Source organism: Acidovorax sp. (assembly GCF_047607405.1).
Taxonomy (GTDB): Bacteria; Pseudomonadota; Gammaproteobacteria; order Burkholderiales; family Burkholderiaceae_C; genus Acidovorax.
Genome location: NZ_JASGDA010000034.1, coordinates 11,723 through 27,156, shown reverse-complemented (window position 1 = coordinate 27,156; position 15,434 = coordinate 11,723). Strand labels below are relative to the sequence as shown.

At 67.2% G+C, this 15,434-nt stretch carries 16 protein-coding genes; 8 read left to right on the top strand and 8 right to left on the bottom strand.

What is annotated here, in order from left to right:
• Window positions 1-25: 25 nt before the first annotated feature.
• From QM569_RS04220 to QM569_RS04210, 3 genes are all read left to right on the top strand, one after another.
• Window positions 26-1,327, top strand: a complete 1,302-nt coding sequence (locus QM569_RS04220) for an ABC transporter substrate-binding protein (RefSeq protein ID WP_414985977.1) — start codon at window positions 26-28, stop codon at window positions 1,325-1,327.
• Window positions 1,328-1,432: 105 nt separating this feature from the next.
• Window positions 1,433-2,317 (top strand): branched-chain amino acid ABC transporter permease, encoded by an 885-nt coding sequence (locus tag QM569_RS04215; protein ID WP_414985976.1) that lies wholly within the window; start codon window positions 1,433-1,435, stop codon window positions 2,315-2,317.
• A 12-nt stretch (window positions 2,318-2,329) separates the two neighbouring features.
• Window positions 2,330-3,325 carry a branched-chain amino acid ABC transporter permease gene (locus QM569_RS04210; RefSeq protein WP_414985975.1) on the top strand — a complete coding sequence of 332 codons (996 nt, stop codon included), beginning with the start codon at window positions 2,330-2,332 and terminating at the stop codon, window positions 3,323-3,325.
• Window positions 3,326-3,414: 89 nt separating this feature from the next.
• Here the strand turns inward: QM569_RS04210 and QM569_RS04205 are convergent, their stop codons facing one another.
• The 8 genes from QM569_RS04205 to QM569_RS04170 are packed head-to-tail and all read right to left on the bottom strand — an operon-like array spanning window position 3,415 to window position 9,893.
• Window positions 3,415-3,624, bottom strand: coding sequence for a hypothetical protein (locus tag QM569_RS04205; protein ID WP_414985974.1), 210 nt, complete (start codon window positions 3,622-3,624; stop codon window positions 3,415-3,417).
• Entirely contained in the window at window positions 3,621-4,808 is a 1,188-nt protein-coding gene (locus QM569_RS04200) for a PepSY-associated TM helix domain-containing protein (RefSeq protein ID WP_414985973.1), read from the bottom strand. The genes QM569_RS04205 and QM569_RS04200 overlap by 4 nt, the downstream gene beginning before the upstream one ends.
• Window positions 4,809-4,865: 57 nt before the next feature.
• Complete coding sequence (locus QM569_RS04195) at window positions 4,866-5,684, bottom strand: zinc-dependent peptidase (protein WP_414985972.1); 819 nt, start codon at window positions 5,682-5,684, stop codon at window positions 4,866-4,868.
• Window positions 5,685-5,689: 5 nt separating this feature from the next.
• Window positions 5,690-6,469 carry a UDP-2,3-diacylglucosamine diphosphatase gene (locus QM569_RS04190; protein WP_414985971.1) on the bottom strand — a complete coding sequence of 260 codons (780 nt, stop codon included), beginning with the start codon at window positions 6,467-6,469 and terminating at the stop codon, window positions 5,690-5,692.
• Window positions 6,470-6,481: 12 nt separating this feature from the next.
• Window positions 6,482-6,988, bottom strand: coding sequence for a peptidylprolyl isomerase (locus QM569_RS04185; RefSeq protein ID WP_414985970.1), 507 nt, complete (start codon window positions 6,986-6,988; stop codon window positions 6,482-6,484).
• Between the two features lie 12 nt (window positions 6,989-7,000).
• Window positions 7,001-7,579 (bottom strand): peptidylprolyl isomerase, encoded by a 579-nt coding sequence (locus QM569_RS04180; protein ID WP_414985969.1) that lies wholly within the window; start codon window positions 7,577-7,579, stop codon window positions 7,001-7,003.
• Complete coding sequence (locus tag QM569_RS04175; protein ID WP_414985968.1) at window positions 7,576-8,838, bottom strand: L,D-transpeptidase family protein; 1,263 nt, start codon at window positions 8,836-8,838, stop codon at window positions 7,576-7,578. The genes QM569_RS04180 and QM569_RS04175 overlap by 4 nt, the downstream gene beginning before the upstream one ends.
• Entirely contained in the window at window positions 8,835-9,893 is a 1,059-nt protein-coding gene (locus tag QM569_RS04170; RefSeq protein WP_414985967.1) for a tetratricopeptide repeat protein, read from the bottom strand. Before QM569_RS04170 ends, QM569_RS04175 begins: the two co-directional genes overlap by 4 nt.
• A 169-nt stretch (window positions 9,894-10,062) precedes the next feature.
• On the opposite strand from QM569_RS04170, the gene cysS reads away from it, so the two are divergent.
• The 5 genes from cysS to QM569_RS04145 are packed head-to-tail and all read left to right on the top strand — an operon-like array spanning window position 10,063 to window position 15,413.
• Window positions 10,063-11,439 (top strand): cysteine--tRNA ligase, encoded by a 1,377-nt coding sequence (cysS, locus tag QM569_RS04165; protein ID WP_414985966.1) that lies wholly within the window; start codon window positions 10,063-10,065, stop codon window positions 11,437-11,439.
• A gap of 33 nt (window positions 11,440-11,472) precedes the next feature.
• Window positions 11,473-12,135, top strand: coding sequence for a DNA-3-methyladenine glycosylase family protein (locus QM569_RS04160; RefSeq protein WP_414985965.1), 663 nt, complete (start codon window positions 11,473-11,475; stop codon window positions 12,133-12,135).
• Between the two features lie 14 nt (window positions 12,136-12,149).
• On the top strand, window positions 12,150-13,127 hold the full coding sequence (locus QM569_RS04155) for an acetyl-CoA carboxylase carboxyltransferase subunit alpha (protein WP_414985964.1): 978 nt from the start codon (window positions 12,150-12,152) through the stop codon (window positions 13,125-13,127).
• Between the two features lie 35 nt (window positions 13,128-13,162).
• Window positions 13,163-14,116 carry a tRNA lysidine(34) synthetase TilS gene (tilS, locus tag QM569_RS04150; RefSeq protein WP_414985963.1) on the top strand — a complete coding sequence of 318 codons (954 nt, stop codon included), beginning with the start codon at window positions 13,163-13,165 and terminating at the stop codon, window positions 14,114-14,116.
• A 28-nt stretch (window positions 14,117-14,144) separates the two neighbouring features.
• Window positions 14,145-15,413, top strand: coding sequence for an aspartate kinase (locus QM569_RS04145; RefSeq protein WP_414985962.1), 1,269 nt, complete (start codon window positions 14,145-14,147; stop codon window positions 15,411-15,413).
• Window positions 15,414-15,434 lie beyond the last annotated feature (21 nt).

Below are 15,434 nucleotides of genomic sequence, written 5' to 3'. Positions count from 1 at the left end.
CACTTCATTTCAACAGGAGACAAGCATGCAAAAACGGTACCTCGTTCCCACCATCGTTGCCCTGGCGGTTCTTGCCGCATGCGGCAAGAAGGAAGAACCGGCGGCCCCTGCGGCCCCCGCATCAGCGCCTGCGCCCGCGTCCGCCCCTGCGGCCAGTGCGCCCGCCAGCCAGGCCGCGACCGGCGCGGCCACCGCTCCAGACGCAAACACCGTCAAGATCGGCTTCATCACCGACATGTCCAGCCTGTACGCCGATCTGGAAGGCAAGGGCGGCGCCACGGCCATCCAGATGGCCATCGACGACTTCGGCGGCAAGGTGCTGGGCAAGCCCATCGAACTGCTCACGGTGGACCACCAGAACAAGGCCGACATCGCCGCCAGCAAGGCGCGCGAGTGGATCGACACCCAGGGCCTGGCCCTGGTTTTCGGCGGCACCAACTCTGGCGCAAACCTGGCCATGGCCAAGGTGGCCGAGGAGAAAAAGCGCGTCTTCGTCACCAACGGCGCGGCCAGCTCGGCACTGACCAACGAGCAGTGCAGCCCCTACACCGTCCACTACGCCTACGACACCGTGGCCCTGGCCAAGGGCACGGGCGGCGCGATCGTGGATGGCGGCGGCAAGAGCTGGTACTTCCTGACGGCGGACTACGCCTTCGGCCATGCGCTCGAAGCCGACACCAGCACCGTGGTCAAGGCCAAGGGTGGCACGGTGGTGGGCGGTGTGCGCCACCCGCTGAACGCGTCCGACTTTTCGTCGTTCCTGCTGCAGGCGCAGAACTCCAAGGCGCAGATCCTGGGCCTGGCCAACGCGGGCGGCGACACCATCAACTCCATCAAGGCGGCCAAGGAGTTCGGCATCGGCAAGAGCATGAAACTGGCAGGCCTGCTGATCTTCTTCAGCGACATCCACAGCCTGGGCCTGCGCAACACCGAGGGCCTGCAGTTCACCACCAGCTGGTACTGGGACCTGAATGACCAGACGCGCAAGTTTGCCGACAAGTTCATGGCCAAGACCCAGCGCCGCCCCACCGAGATCCACGCTGCCGACTACTCCGCCACCTGGAACTACCTCAAGGCCGTGGAGGCCGCAGGCACCACCGATGCCGACAAGGTCATGGCAGCCTGGCGCGGCATGAAGATGGACGACTTCTTCGCCTCGGGCCAGATCCGCCCCGATGGCCGCTACCAGCACGATATGTACCTGATGCAGGTGAAGTCCCCGTCCGAGTCCAAGGGCACCTGGGACTACTACAAGCTCATCAAGAAGCTGCCCGGCGACCAGGTGTTCACCACCAAGGCCGAGAGCAAGTGCGCGCTCTGGAAGTAAGCCCCTGAGCAGAGGCGGACGAACCTGGCATGCCCGCGCGGGCACGCCAGGTTCCCGCGCGTTGCGCCCTGCAGCATCCCTTTCCATCTGCCGCCATCGTCTCCCATGGACTTCTTCGGTATCTCATTGCCGGGCCTGATGAGCCAGCTCCTCCTGGGGCTTGTCAACGGTTCGTTCTACGCCATCCTCAGCCTGGGGCTGGCCGTGATCTTCGGCCTGCTCAACGTCATCAACTTCGCGCACGGCGCGCTGTTCATGCTGGGGGCCCTGATCACCTGGATGGCCATGACCTACCTGGGTATCAACTACTGGCTGATGCTGGTGCTGGCGCCGCTGGTCGTGGGGCTGTTCGGCGTGCTGATCGAGCGGCTGCTGCTGCGCTGGATCTACAAACTCGACCACCTGTACGGCCTGCTGCTCACGCTGGGGCTCACGCTGCTCATCGAGGGCGTGTTCCGCTCCATCTACGGTGTCTCGGGCCTGGGCTACGACACGCCCGAACTGCTCGAAGGCGCCACCAACCTGGGCTTCATGATCCTGCCCAATTACCGCGCCTGGGTGGTGGCGGCCTCCGTCGTGGTGTGCATCGGCACCTGGTACGTGATCGAGAAGACCAAGATCGGCGCCTACCTGCGCGCAGGCACCGAGAACCCGCGCCTGGTGGAAGCCTTTGGCGTCAACGTGCCGGTGATGATCACGCTGACCTATGCCTTCGGCGCGGCGCTGGCCGCCTTCGCCGGGGTGCTGGCCGCGCCCGTCTATCAGGTCACGCCGCTCATGGGGCAGAACCTCATCATCGTCGTGTTCGCCGTGGTGGTGATCGGGGGCATGGGCTCCATCATGGGCTCCATCCTCACGGGGCTGGGCCTGGGCGTCATCGAAGGCTTCACCAAGGTGTTCTACCCCGAGGCATCGTCCACCGTGGTGTTCGTCATCATGGTCATCGTTCTCCTCATCCGCCCCGCCGGCCTGTTCGGCAAAGAAAAATAAGGGGCCGCCCGCATGAACTTCAAGAACACTGCCACCGTGGGATACGGCCTGCTGCTGCTGGCCCTGGTCGTCGCGCCGGTCCTGGGCGCCTACCCCGTCTTCGTGATGAAGCTGATGTGCTTCGCGCTGTTCGCCTCGGCCTTCAACCTGCTGCTGGGCTACACGGGCATGCTCTCGTTCGGGCATGCGGCCTTCCTGGGCGGCGCGGCCTACTTCACGGGCCATGCGCTCAAGGTCTGGGCGGTCACGCCCGAGGTCGGCCTGCTGCTGGGCACTGCGGGCGGCGCGCTGCTGGGGCTGATCGTGGGCTTCTTCGCCATCCGCCGCCAGGGCATCTACTCCACCATGATCACCCTGGCGCTGGCGCAGATGCTGTACTTCGTGTGCCTGCAGGCCCCGTTCACGGGCGGCGAGGACGGCCTGCAAGGCGTGCCGCGCGGCAAGCTGTTCGGCCTGATCGACCTGAGGGACGACCTGGTGATGTACTACGTGGTGCTCGCCATCTGCGTGGGGGCCTTCCTGCTCATCGTGCGCACCATCCACTCGCCGTTCGGCCAGGTGCTCAAGGGCATCAAGGAGAACGAGCCGCGCGCGATCTCGCTGGGCTACGACACCAACAAGTTCAAGCTGCTGGCCTTCGTGCTGTCCGCTGCGCTGGCGGGCCTGGCGGGCTCGCTCAAGACGCTGGTGCTGGGCTTTGCCACGCTGAGCGACGTGCATTGGACAGCCTCGGGCCACGTGGTGTTGATGACGCTGGTGGGCGGGCTGGGCACGCTCTCCGGCCCCCTCGTGGGCTCCGCCGTGGTCGTGCTGATGGAGAACAAGCTGGGCGAGCTGGGCACTTTCCTGGCCAAGGTCACGACCATCGACTGGTTCAACACGCTGGGCGAGTCAGTCACCATGGTCACGGGCCTGATCTTCGTGATCTGCGTGCTGGCCTTCCGGCGCGGCATCATGGGCGAGATCATTGCGTGGCTGGCCCGGCGCAGGGGTGCAAAGGCCCGCTGAAGCCTTCAGGGGTACAGCGGTGCCACTCTCTTTTTGATAGCTGAAAGCGCTTGCTGCATAAGCGCTGGAGGCCAATTTGACTTAAAAAATCAGGTCCGCGTATCCGGCCCCGCGCCCGGTGTGCTGCGTGGCCATGCGTACCAGGTCATCACGGCCACCGGCAGCCCCAGGCCCACCCAGGACCACCAGTCGCCCCAGTCGTCGGAGACCAGCGCCGTGACCAGGCCGGTGGCCGTCAGCACGCCCATGGCAATCGGCCAGCCCCACAGGGCCCAAAAAGGGCTTTGCGACGTTCTCATGCTGCGCCTTCGGTGCGGGCGGCTACGCCTGCTACCGGCAAGCCGTCGGGTAGCCTGTCGGTCGCCGGTGTCGGCACGGACGCGCCGACCGAGGCGCCTCGGCGCAGCCACAGGTACAGGCCGCTGCCCAACACCACGATGGTGGCGATGTCGAGCAGCGCCCACAGGATCTTCATGGGCATGCCGCCGTAGTCGCCAAAGTGCAGGGGCTGCGACACGAGCAGTGCCGTCAGGTACCACGGCAGTTGGGGCGAAGCGGTCACCTTGGCCGTGCGCGCATCCACCAGCACCGGCTGCAGCAGGCGCGATGTCAGCGGCTCGTCGCCGCGCAGGAAGAAAGTGTGGTGGTGCGGGCTGGAGAAGGCCGTGCCCGGGAAGGCGATGAACGACAGCTTCATGCCCGGCGCTTGCGCCTGCGCGGCCTCCAGCGACTGCTGCACCGGTGCGCGCTCGGCCACCGGCACGATGGGCTGGCCTTCGTAGGGCTTGAGCAGGGTCGAGAGCTGGTCATACTGCCAGTATTTGATGAGCAGATCGGCCCAGGTATTGATCATGCCGGTGCCGCCCACAACGAAGGCCCATACCAGGGTGACGATGCCCAGCAGGTTGTGCAGGTCGAGCCACTTCACGCGCGTGGAGCGACCGTGCCGCACCTCGCCGAACGCCAGCTTGCGCATGAAGGGCGCGTACAGCACCACGCCCGTGACGATGGCCACGAGCAGCAGCAGGCCCATGAGGCCCAGGAACAGCTTGCCCGGCAGGCCCGCGAACAGGTCCACGTGCAGCTTGAACATCACGTACATGAAGCCTTCGTCGAAGCGCGGCTGGGCCAGCACCCCGGCCGTGCGCGCGTCCACGGCGACGGACCTGAAGTCGTCGGTGGGCGCGGGTGTGGGCGTGAGCGTGACGAACCACAGGTTGTCGTCGTCCTCGTCGTGCGATGCGTACTGCACCACGCGGTCCGGGTGCAGGGCCTGCGCGGTGGCCAGCACCTTGTCGAGGCTGGCGCGCGGCGTGTCTGCCGGCATGGCCGGGGCCTCGACCTCGGTGCCCAGCAGGTGGCCGATTTCGTGGTGGAAGATCAGGGGCAGGCCGGTCAGGCACAGCAACAGCATGAAGACGGTACACACCAGACTGGACCACTTGTGGGTCCACGACCAGCGGCGCAGGGCGGTGGGGGTCATGACGGGGCGGATGAAATGGATACACCATTTTACGGTGCAAATAGGAATTATTCTTCTTCATGCTCTGAAGAAGAACGCATCCAGCACCGGCACCAACCCCGAAAATTCCTGCGCGAAGCGCGCGCGGTTCACGAAGTACGCCTCGCACGCCACGGCGAAGAATTCGGACGGCGAGGTGGCGCCGTAGGCATCGAGCCACGGCGGCTCGGCGCCGAAGCGCTCGGCCTTGATGACCGCCTCGCGGAAGTCGGCGTACGCAGGCTCCCAGGCTGCCCACCAGGCCGCGTGGGCGGCGCGGCCCGTGCGCGCGCCCATGAAGCCCGCAGGCAGGGGCGGGCAGCCGTTGGGCTCGCCGCTTTTCATGTCCATCTTGTGTACGAACTCGTGGATCACCACGTTGTGGCCGCGCGCGGTGTTCTCTGCCGCGTTGGCCACGTGGCGCCAACTCAGCATGACCGGGCCGCGATCCATCGCCTCGCCCAGCAGCACCTCGTCGTACTCGTGGACCACGCCCGCGTGGTCCACCGTCTGGCGGCGCGCCACGGCCTCGGCGGGGTGCAGCACGATGGTCACGAAGTCGTCGTACCACGCCAGCGCCTTGCGGGCTGCGCCGTCCAGGTGCAGCAGCGGCAGGCAGGCTTGCGCCGCGATGTCGATCGCCATGGCATCTGTCACCACCAGGCCGTGTACGCCGTGGAACTGCTTGCTGTGCAGAAAGAGGGCGGCGAGTGCCCGCAGCTTGGACTGGTCGTGCAGCGGCAGCGCCGCGAGGAAGGGGTGGCGTTGCAGCGTTTGGAGCCACAGCGGGGCCGAGATGTCGGGCACCGGCGCCACGGCGGCGCGGGCGCGGTTCCAGAGTTTGTGCAGCAAGGCCATCGGGCCTACATGGTGGCGACGGGGAGCCGTTCCAAGCCCTGGGGTGACAGGCGCAGCACGTCGCCGCGCGGGGGGGATGCGTCCGGCTCCCAATCGCTGAGGACCACGCGGCGCAGGCCGGGGGCCAGTACGTGCTCCGCTGGGCGGTGCGTGTGGCCGTGGATCAGGGTGGCGGCCTGCGCGGCGCGCAGCCACTGCACGGCGGCGGGGCCGTCCACGTCGGCATAGGGTGCGCCGGACTGTTTCTTCGCTTCGCTCTCCTGCCGGATGCCGCGCGCCTGCGTGCGGCGGGTGGAGAGGGGCTGGGACAGAAAGCGCTGCTGCCACTCGGCGCTGCGCGCCTGAACGCGAAAGCGCTGGTAGTCCACATCATCCAGGCACAGCAGGTCGCCGTGGGAGAGCAGGTAGCGCTGGCCGTGGAAGGCGAGCACCGTGGGGTCGGCCAGACCCGTGATGCCGCAGTGCGCGAGGAAGGCCGCGCCCGCGAGGAAGTCGCGGTTGCCGTGCATGAAGTACACGGGCAGGCGCTGCGCCGCAGCGCGCAGGTCGGCGCAGGCTTGCGCCTCGAAGCTGCCGGGGGAGTGGATCGCATCGTCGCCCACCCACACCTCGAACAGGTCGCCCAGGATGAACAGCGCGTCGGCATCCGTCGTCTGCAGATAGCGCCGCCATGCGGCCACGGTGGCGGGCTCGCTGGCCTGCAGGTGCAGGTCCGAAATGAAATCGACCGTGCGCCAGTGCGAGGGAGCGGCAAGCTCCTCGATGCGGGGCACGGTCGCGGTCACGGTGCGGGCGGTTTAAAGGGCGACCGCCTTGGTGATGACCACGTCGTCCTTGGGCACGTCGTCGTGGAAGCCCTTGCGGCCCGTCTTCACGCCCTTGATCTTGTCCACCACGTCGGTGCCCGAGACGACCTTGCCGAACACGGCATAGCCCCAGCCCTGGGCCGACGGCGCGGTGTGGTTCAGAAAGCCATTGTCCGCCACGTTGATGAAGAACTGCGCGGTGGCCGAATGCGGGTCGCTGGTGCGCGCCATGGCGACGGTGTAGTTGGCGTTCTTCAGGCCGTTGTTGGCCTCGTTCTCGATGGGCGCGTCGGTGCCCTTTTGCTGCATGCCCGGCTCGAAACCGCCGCCCTGGATCATGAAGCCGGGGATCACGCGGTGGAAGATGGTGCCGTCGTAGTGGCCCTTGTGTACGTAGGCGAGGAAGTTGGCGGTGGACTTGGGCGCTTTCTCGGCGTCCAGCTCCAGCGTGATGACGCCGTAGTCGGCAATGTGCAGTTCGACTTGGGGGTTGCTCATGGATATGTCCTTTTACTTGACCAGGGTGGCGGAATTGATGGTGACGGGGGTGGTGGGCACGTTCTGGTGGGGGCCCTTGTTGCCGGTGGCCACGGCCTTGATCTTGTCCACCACCTCGGTGCCCTGCACCACCTTGCCGAACACGGCGTAGCCATAGCCGTCGGGGTTGGGGGCGTTGAGCATGGCGTTGTCCTTCACGTTGATGAAGAACTGCGACGTGGCCGAGTGGGGGTTGCCCGTGCGCGCCATGGCGATGGTGTAGGTGTCGTTCTTGAGGCCGTTGTTCGCCTCCAGCGGGATGGGCGACCGGGTGGGTTTTTGCACCATGTCGGCGGTAAAGCCGCCGCCCTGGATCATGAAGCCGTCGATCACGCGGTGGAAGATGGTGCCGTCGTAGTGCTTGTCCTTCACGTAGGCCAGGAAGTTCTCGACCGTCTTGGGCGCCTTGGCCGCATCGAGCTGCACCACGATGTCGCCCAGGCTGGTGGCCAGCTTGACCCTGGGCGCTGCATCTTGTGCGTTTGCTACTGAAAACATAGCTGCAAGTGCAATACCAGTAAGCGCTAGAGCCGTATTTCTTCTTGAAATCATCCAATCACTCCTTCGAAAAATATCTGCCATTGCTGGCCCCGCCGCGACCAGTACTGGCGCTTGACAGGGCCGGTGCGGGCGCCTTTGGCGACTTCGCCGAACGTTACCACCATGGTGTCGGCGGAGTCCGTCCAGCGCAGGTAGGACTTGTCCTTGAGCTGGAGTTCCCGGCCCTGGAGCGCTTGGGCCTCGGCCTGCAGCACCTTGGCCCACTCGTCCAGCGGCTTTTGGCGCTGGCCCTGGAAGTCGCTCGCGTAAAAGCCCAGCAGCCGCTGCATGTCGCCCTGCGACTTGGCGCTGCGCCAGGCGTTGAGCACCGCGTCGAACGACTTGCGCTCGGCGCTCACGCTGTGGGGCGCCACCCACTGGAGCTGGCGCGCGATGACCACGGGGGTGGAGCGGGGCTCCACCGTGCGCAGGATGCGCTCCAGGTCGGGGTTGGCCAGCACCAGGCAGCCGTCGGTGGCCAGCGGCGCGCGGGCGTACTGGCCGGGCGGCGAGCCGTGCAGCCAGATGCCGCCGCCCGTCTTGCCCCGGCGCTGGTCCAGCGGGTTGGGGTAGTTGATGGGCAGGGCGCCTGCGCCGTAGAAGTCCTTGAGCGTGGACGCCGCCAGCCGGCTGGTGATGAAGTACACGCCCAGGGGGGTGCGCTGGTCGCCTTCCGTGCTCTTTTCGATGCCCAGCTTGCCCACCGAGGCGTAGTAGTCGGCAACGAGCTGCAGGCCCTTGCCGTCCGCGTTCTCGAACAGGTACAGGCGCGAGCGCGAGGCGTCCACCGCGATGGCATGGCGCGAGCGCGGCGACAGCTCCAGGAACTGCGCGGGAATGCTCTGCGCGGGCGGGCGGGCGCGCTGGGCGTCCACGCGCTGGCGCGACTCGTTGCGCAACTCGTCCAGCGTGGCGGCGACCTGCAGGCTGTGCGCCGAATCGGGTTGGGGTACGTCGCCCAGGCGGCGGATGGGTCGCGTGCGCGCCATCAGCAGGTCGCCCACGGCCAACTGCGCGAGCTGGAAGTGGGGGTAGTCGCGCGCCAGGGCCTCGGCCTGCGCCAGCGCCTCGCGGTGGCGGGCTTCGGCGATCAACTGGTAGATGGCCAGCAGGCGCTTTTCGGCCTGGCCGTCGCGCAGTTCGGCGGGTGGCGCCGCGCGGCGCGGCTGGGGGTTTCGGGCCTGGGCAGGGGCTAACAGGGAGCCCACCAGCAGGCCAATGACAAACGCCCGCGCGGCGGGCGCGGGCGCCGCACCAAATCTCACGCTCAACCGCCCGTGGATTCGCGCACGATGGCCCAGCGGCCGTTGCTGTTGTGGACCAGCTCCAGCGTCTTGCGGCTGGCGACGTTCAGGCTGTCGGCGCTGTACGCCTGGCGAAAGCGCACCGTGGCCTTGCCGCCGCTGACGGAGACGCTGAGGTCGGACAGCTGCACGCTGATCTTCGACTTGCCGACGATGCGCGCTTCGCGCTCCTTCTCCCATGCGGCGCGGCTCTGGCGGCCCGGCGGGACGAAGGACTTGTCGTAGGCGCCCAGGTAGGCAGTCATATCCTTGGCGGCCCACGCGGCGGCCCAGGCCTGCACGGCGGAGGTGACGGCCTGGATGGCGGCGTCGTCGGCTGCTGCCGGGGCAGGCGCCGGGGCGGGTGCAGGCGCCGCGGCCACACCAGGGGCGGGGGCCGCAGCCGGGGCAGGGGCCGCAACGGGTGCCGGAGCGGGGGATGCCACGGCAGGCGTGGCAGGCGCGACCGGGGCGGCTGCAGGCGCCTTGGCCGCCTGGCGGCCCGCCTTGCCCGTGGCATCGGCCGAGAACAGCTCGCGGATCAGTGCCAGCTTGGGCTTGACCGAATTGGCGCTGGCCGCGTCGAGCTGCAGCGCCTTGCTGTAGGCCTGGCTGGCCAGCTTGGCGTAGATGTCGCCCAGGTTCTCGTGCGCCGTGGCATAGCTGGGGTTGGTGCGGATGGCCATCTCCAGCGCGGTACGGGCCTTGTCGAGCTGGTTCTGGCCCGCGTACAGCACGGCCAGGTTGTTGTAGGGCTCGGGCAGCTCGGGGTATTCCTCGGTCAGCTTGGTAAAGGTGGCGATGGCCTCGGCGGTTTTGCCTGAATCGGCCTGCGCCACGCCGCGCAGAAAGCGCAGTTGCGGGTCGCGCGGCGCGGCGGCCAGGCGCTGCTCCGCCTTGGTCAGCGCTTCGGCGGGCTTGCCGCTGCGCAGCAGCTGGGTGATCTCGGCGTAGTCGTCGGCCTGCACCGCGCCCGCGCCCAGGAGCGCGGCCAGCGCCGCCAGGCGCAGAAGTCGTGGGAGCGTGCGGCGATCAGGTTTCATGGGCATTGCAGCGGTGGCGGGAGTGCGCCGGAGGGGGCTTATACTGCGGCGGATTGTAGCTGAGGGGGTTGTCATGACGGTACGCTGTTGCCGCGGGTGATGATGTCGCCGGGCGCCCCGCACAGGGGCCTCTTTTTTGCCCCCTTCGAGTCCCCGTTACCAAGATCCCATGAGCCTGCGCATCTACAACACGCTTTCGCGTGCATTGGAAGACTTTTCCCCGCTCGAACCCGGCCACGTGCGCATGTACGTGTGCGGCATGACCATCTACGACCTGTGCCACATCGGCCACGCCCGCATGATGATGGCCTTCGACGTGGTGCAGCGCTGGCTCAAAAGCAGCGGGTACCGCGTCACCTACGTGCGCAACATCACCGACATCGACGACAAGATCATCCAGCGCGCCGTGCAGCGCGGCATCACCATCCGCCAGCTCACCGACGAGATGACGGCGGCCATGCACCACGACATCGCCCTGCTGGGCATCGAGCCGCCCACCGTCGAGCCGCGCGCCACCGAATACGTGCCGCAGATGCTGTCGCTCATCGGCACTTTGCAAGACAAGGGCCTGGCCTACCAGGGCAGCAGCGGCGACATGAACTACGCGGTGCGCAAGTTTGCGGGCTACGGCAAGCTCTCGGGCAAGTCGCTGGACGAACTGCGCGCGGGCGAGCGCGTGGCCGTGCTGGAAGGCAAGGACGACCCGCTCGATTTCGTGCTCTGGAAATCCGCCAAGCCCGAGGAGCCGCAGGACGCCAAGTGGGACAGCCCCTTCGGCCCCGGCCGCCCCGGCTGGCACATCGAATGCTCGGCCATGAGCTGCGCCACGCTGGGCGAGACCTTCGACATCCACGGCGGCGGCGCCGACCTGCAGTTCCCCCACCACGAGAACGAGATCGCCCAGAGCGAAGGCGCCACCGGCAAGCCCCTGGCGAAGTTCTGGATGCACAACGGCTTCGTGCGCGTGGACAACGAGAAGATGTCCAAGAGCCTGGGCAACTTCTTCACCATCCGCGACGTGCTGGCCAGGTACGACGCGGAGACGGTGCGTTTCTTCATCGTGCGCGCCCACTACCGCAGCGCGCTCAACTACAGCGATGCGCATCTGGATGATGCGCGCCAGGCCCTCAAGCGCCTGTACACCGCGCTGAGCCTCGTCGCACCGGCGCAGGTCGCCATCGACTGGAGCAATCCCTACGCCGCCCGCTTCAAGGCCGCCATGGACGAGGACTTCGGCACGCCCGAGGCCGTGGCCGTGCTGTTCGACCTGGCGGGCGAGGTTAACAAGACCCGCTCGGCTGAACTGGCCGGGCTGCTGGTCGCGCTGGGCGGCTGCCTGGGCGTGCTGCAAGGCGACCCGGCGGCCTTCCTGCAAGCAGGCGCCGGCGTCGATGCCGCGCAGATCGAGGCGCAGATCGCCGCCCGCGCCGCCGCCAAGGCCGCGAAGAACTTCGCCGAAGCCGACCGCATCCGCCAGGCGCTGCTGGAGCAGGGCATCGTCCTCAAGGACTCGCCCACGGGCACCACCTGGGAAGCCGCGCAATGAAAAGAATAATGGTCAAATTGGCCTCTAGTGCTTATGGGATGGGCAGTGGCAGCTACTAAAAACATAGTAAACGAGCTTGCCGCGCCCGACTACTGGCCCGAAGCCTGCAAGCACCTCATGAAGAAGGACCGGGTGATGAAGCGCCTGATCCCGCAGTTCGAGGGCGCGGCCCTGCAGACGCGCGGCGATGCCTTCGTCACACTGGCGCGCTCCATCGTCGGCCAGCAGATTTCGGTCAAGGCCGCGCAGGCGGTGTGGGGGCGCTTCGAGCAACTGCCGCGCAGCATGAAGCCCGCCAGCGTGCTCAAGCTCAAGGTGGACGACATGCGCGCCGCCGGGTTGTCGGCCCGCAAGGTGGACTATCTGGTGGACCTGGCCATGCACTTTGAGAGCGGCAAGCTGCACGTCAAGGACTGGGCGGCCATGGACGACGAGGCCATCATCACCGAACTGGTGGCGATACGCGGCATCGGGCGCTGGACGGCGGAGATGTTCCTCATCTTCCACCTGATGCGGCCCAACGTGCTGCCGCTCGATGACGTGGGGCTGCTCAACGGCATCAGCCGCAACTACTTCTCGGGCGACCCCGTGAGCCGCAGCGACGCCCGCGAGGTGGCCGAGGCGTGGAAACCCTGGTGCAGCGTGGCGACTTGGTATATTTGGCGGTCACTCGACCCGCTCCCAGTGGCGTATTGAGAGGAATACAAGAAATGGCGAAAAAGACCTTCCTGGACTTCGAGCAGCCCATTGCGGAGCTGGAATCCAAAATCGAAGAACTGCGCTACGTGCAGACCGAGAGCGCGGTGGACATCTCGGAAGAGATCGACCAGCTCAGTAAAAAAAGCCAGCAGCTCACCAAGGACATCTACAGCGAGCTGACGCCCTGGCAGATCACCAAGATCGCCCGCCACCCCGAGCGCCCCTACACGCTCGACTACGTGCGCGACATCTTCACCGACTTCGTCGAACTGCACGGCGACCGCCACTACGCGGACGACCAGTCCATCGTCGGCGGCCTGGCCCGCTTCAACGGCCATGCCTGCATGGTCATCGGCCACCAGAAGGGCCGCGACACCAAGGAGCGCGCCCTGCGCAACTTCGGCATGAGCAAGCCCGAGGGCTACCGCAAGGCCCTGCGCCTGATGAAGACGGCCGAGAAGTTCAAGCTGCCCGTGTTCACCTTTGTCGATACACCCGGCGCCTACCCCGGCATCGACGCCGAGGAGCGCGGCCAGTCCGAGGCCATTGGCCGCAACATCTTCGAGATGGCGCAGCTCGAAGTGCCCATCATCACCACCATCATCGGCGAGGGCGGCTCCGGCGGCGCGCTGGCCATCAGCGTGGCCGACCAGGTGGTCATGCTGCAGTACGCCATCTACTCCGTCATCAGCCCCGAGGGCTGCGCATCCATCCTCTGGAAGACCGGCGACAAGGCGCAAGAAGCGGCAGATGCCCTGGGCATCACGGCCCACCGCCTGAAGGCCCTGGGTCTGGTGGACAAGATCGTGAGCGAGCCCGTGGGCGGCGCGCACCGCGACCCCAGGCAGATGGCTGCGTTCTTGAAGCGCGCCCTGGGCGACGCCTTCCGCCAGGTGGCCGACCTGAAGCCCAGGGACCTGCTGGAGCGCCGCTACGAGCGCCTGCAGAGCTACGGCCGTTTCAGCGACACCAAGGCCGACAGCCGCTGACCCTGCCGCGCCGGGCGCCGCGATAATCGCCGCCCATGACGACCCAGTCCTTCGACGCCGCGATGCGGGCCTTCGCGCCCGCGTTGCCGCTGGCCGTGGGCCTGAGCGGCGGGGCCGATTCCACCGCCTTGCTGCTGGCCTGCGCGCGCCGCTGGCCCGGGCAGGTGCAGGCCATCCACGTACACCACGGCCTACAGGTGGCGGCGGATGGGTTCGAGCAGCGCTGCATCGCCCTGTGCCGTGGCCTGAACGTGCCGCTGACCGTGCAACGGCTGGATGCGCGCCATGCCCCGGGCCAGAGCCCCGAGGACGCCGCACGGCAGGCGAGATACAAAGCTTTTGAGGCTGTAGCGCTTGCCAGTCAAGGGCCGACAGCTATCCAATCCATAGCATTGGCGCAGCACGCGGACGACCAGGTCGAAACGCTGCTGCTGGCCTTGTCACGCGGCGCGGGTGTGGCCGGGCTCGCCGCCATGCCCCTGCGCTGGGAGCGCGCGGGCATCGTCTGGCACCGCCCCCTGCTGCGCGTGCCGGGCGCCGAGGTGCGTGCCTGGCTGCGCGCCCAGGGACAGGGCTGGGTCGAAGACCCGACCAACGCCGACGAGCGCTACACCCGCAACCGCATCCGCGCCCGGCTGCTGCCCGCGCTGGAAGCGGCCTTCCCCGCCTTTCGGGACACCTTCGCCCGGTCGGCAGCGCATGCGGCGCAGGCTGCCGAGCTGCTGGACGAACTGGCGCAGGCCGACGCCCAGGCCACCGGCATCCCGCTGCAGATCGCACCGCTGCAACGCCTGGGCCGCCCCCGGCAGGCCAACCTGCTGCGCCACTGGCTGCGCACGCGGCACCAGACCACGCCCACGACCGCGCAACTGGCCGAGCTGCTGGACCAGATAGCGGCCTGCACCACGCGCGGCCACCGCATCCACATCAAGGTGGGGCGGGGCTTCGTGGTGCGATCCGGGCAAACCCTCGATTGGTACAATCCATAGGTTTTGCCCATCATTACCTGAAACTTCAATGGCACTGATCGTTCACAAATACGGCGGCACTTCCATGGGCTCCACGGAGCGCATCCGCAACGTCGCCAAGCGCGTGGCCAAATGGGCGCGGGCCGGGCACCAGATGGTGGTCGTCCCCAGCGCCATGAGCGGCGAAACCAACCGCCTGCTCGCGCTCGCCAAGGACCTGGCCCCCCCCCGCGCCACGGCGGCCTACCACCGCGAACTGGACATGCTGGCCGCCACGGGCGAGCAGGCGTCGTCCGCGCTGCTGGCGATCGCGCTGCAATCCGAAGGCATGGAATCCGTCAGCTACGCGGGCTGGCAGGTGCCCATCCGCACCGACAGCAGCTACACCAAGGCCCGCATCGAATCCATCGACGACCAGCGCGTGCGCGCCGACCTGGCGCAGGGCAAGGTGGTCATCGTGACGGGTTTCCAGGGCATCGACGAGCACGGCCACATCACCACGCTGGGCCGCGGCGGCTCCGACACCTCGGCCGTCGCCGTGGCGGCGGCCATGAAGGCCGACGAATGCCTGATCTACACCGACGTGGACGGCGTCTATACCACCGACCCCCGCGTGGTGCCCGAGGCGCGCCGCCTGCAGACCGTGAGCTTCGAAGAAATGCTGGAAATGGCCAGCCTGGGCAGCAAGGTGCTGCAGATCCGCTCGGTGGAGTTCGCAGGCAAGTACCGCGTGCCCATGCGGGTGCTGTCGAGCTTCACGCCCTGGGACATCGACATCAACGAAGAGGCCAAATCCGGCACGCTGATCACTTTTGAGGAAGACGAAAAAATGGAACAAGCCGTCGTATCCGGCATCGCTTTCAACCGCGACGAAGCCAAGATCTCCGTGCTGGGCGTGCCCGACAAGCCCGGCATCGCCTACCAGATCCTGGGCGCCGTGGCCGACGCCAACATCGAGGTGGACGTGATCATCCAGAACCTGAGCAAGGACGGCAAGACCGACTTCAGCTTCACCGTTCACCGCAACGACTACGCGCGCACCGTGGACCTGCTCAAGGAAAAGGTCGTCCCCGCGCTGGGCGCGCAGGAAGTGGTGGGCGACACCAAGATCGCCAAGGTCAGCATCGTCGGCATCGGCATGCGCAGCCACGTGGGCGTGGCCAGCAAGATGTTCCGCACCTTGAGCGAGGAAGGCATCAACATCCAGATGATCTCCACGTCCGAGATCAAGACCTCGGTCGTCATCGACGAGAAGTACGTGGAACTGGCCGTGCGCGCCCTGCACAAGGCTTTCGAGCTGGACCAGGAAGCCGCTTGACCCGAATGCGCCCCGAATTGA

What these genes read in the sequence shown, in the direction of transcription:
- QM569_RS04220 (WP_414985977.1), top strand. Translation starts at nt 26, where the DNA reads ATGCAAAAACGGTACCTCGTTCCCACCATCGTTGCCCTGGCGGTTCTT.
- QM569_RS04215 (WP_414985976.1), top strand. Translation starts at nt 1,433, where the DNA reads ATGGACTTCTTCGGTATCTCATTGCCGGGCCTGATGAGCCAGCTCCTC.
- QM569_RS04210 (WP_414985975.1), top strand. Translation starts at nt 2,330, where the DNA reads ATGAACTTCAAGAACACTGCCACCGTGGGATACGGCCTGCTGCTGCTG.
- QM569_RS04205 (WP_414985974.1), bottom strand. Translation starts at nt 3,624, where the DNA reads ATGAGAACGTCGCAAAGCCCTTTTTGGGCCCTGTGGGGCTGGCCGATT.
- QM569_RS04200 (WP_414985973.1), bottom strand. Translation starts at nt 4,808, where the DNA reads ATGACCCCCACCGCCCTGCGCCGCTGGTCGTGGACCCACAAGTGGTCC.
- QM569_RS04195 (WP_414985972.1), bottom strand. Translation starts at nt 5,684, where the DNA reads ATGGCCTTGCTGCACAAACTCTGGAACCGCGCCCGCGCCGCCGTGGCG.
- QM569_RS04185 (WP_414985970.1), bottom strand. Translation starts at nt 6,988, where the DNA reads ATGAGCAACCCCCAAGTCGAACTGCACATTGCCGACTACGGCGTCATC.
- QM569_RS04180 (WP_414985969.1), bottom strand. Translation starts at nt 7,579, where the DNA reads ATGATTTCAAGAAGAAATACGGCTCTAGCGCTTACTGGTATTGCACTT.
- QM569_RS04170 (WP_414985967.1), bottom strand. Translation starts at nt 9,893, where the DNA reads ATGAAACCTGATCGCCGCACGCTCCCACGACTTCTGCGCCTGGCGGCG.
- cysS (WP_414985966.1), top strand. Translation starts at nt 10,063, where the DNA reads ATGAGCCTGCGCATCTACAACACGCTTTCGCGTGCATTGGAAGACTTT.
- QM569_RS04160 (WP_414985965.1), top strand. Translation starts at nt 11,473, where the DNA reads ATGGGATGGGCAGTGGCAGCTACTAAAAACATAGTAAACGAGCTTGCC.
- QM569_RS04155 (WP_414985964.1), top strand. Translation starts at nt 12,150, where the DNA reads ATGGCGAAAAAGACCTTCCTGGACTTCGAGCAGCCCATTGCGGAGCTG.
- tilS (WP_414985963.1), top strand. Translation starts at nt 13,163, where the DNA reads ATGACGACCCAGTCCTTCGACGCCGCGATGCGGGCCTTCGCGCCCGCG.
- QM569_RS04145 (WP_414985962.1), top strand. Translation starts at nt 14,145, where the DNA reads ATGGCACTGATCGTTCACAAATACGGCGGCACTTCCATGGGCTCCACG.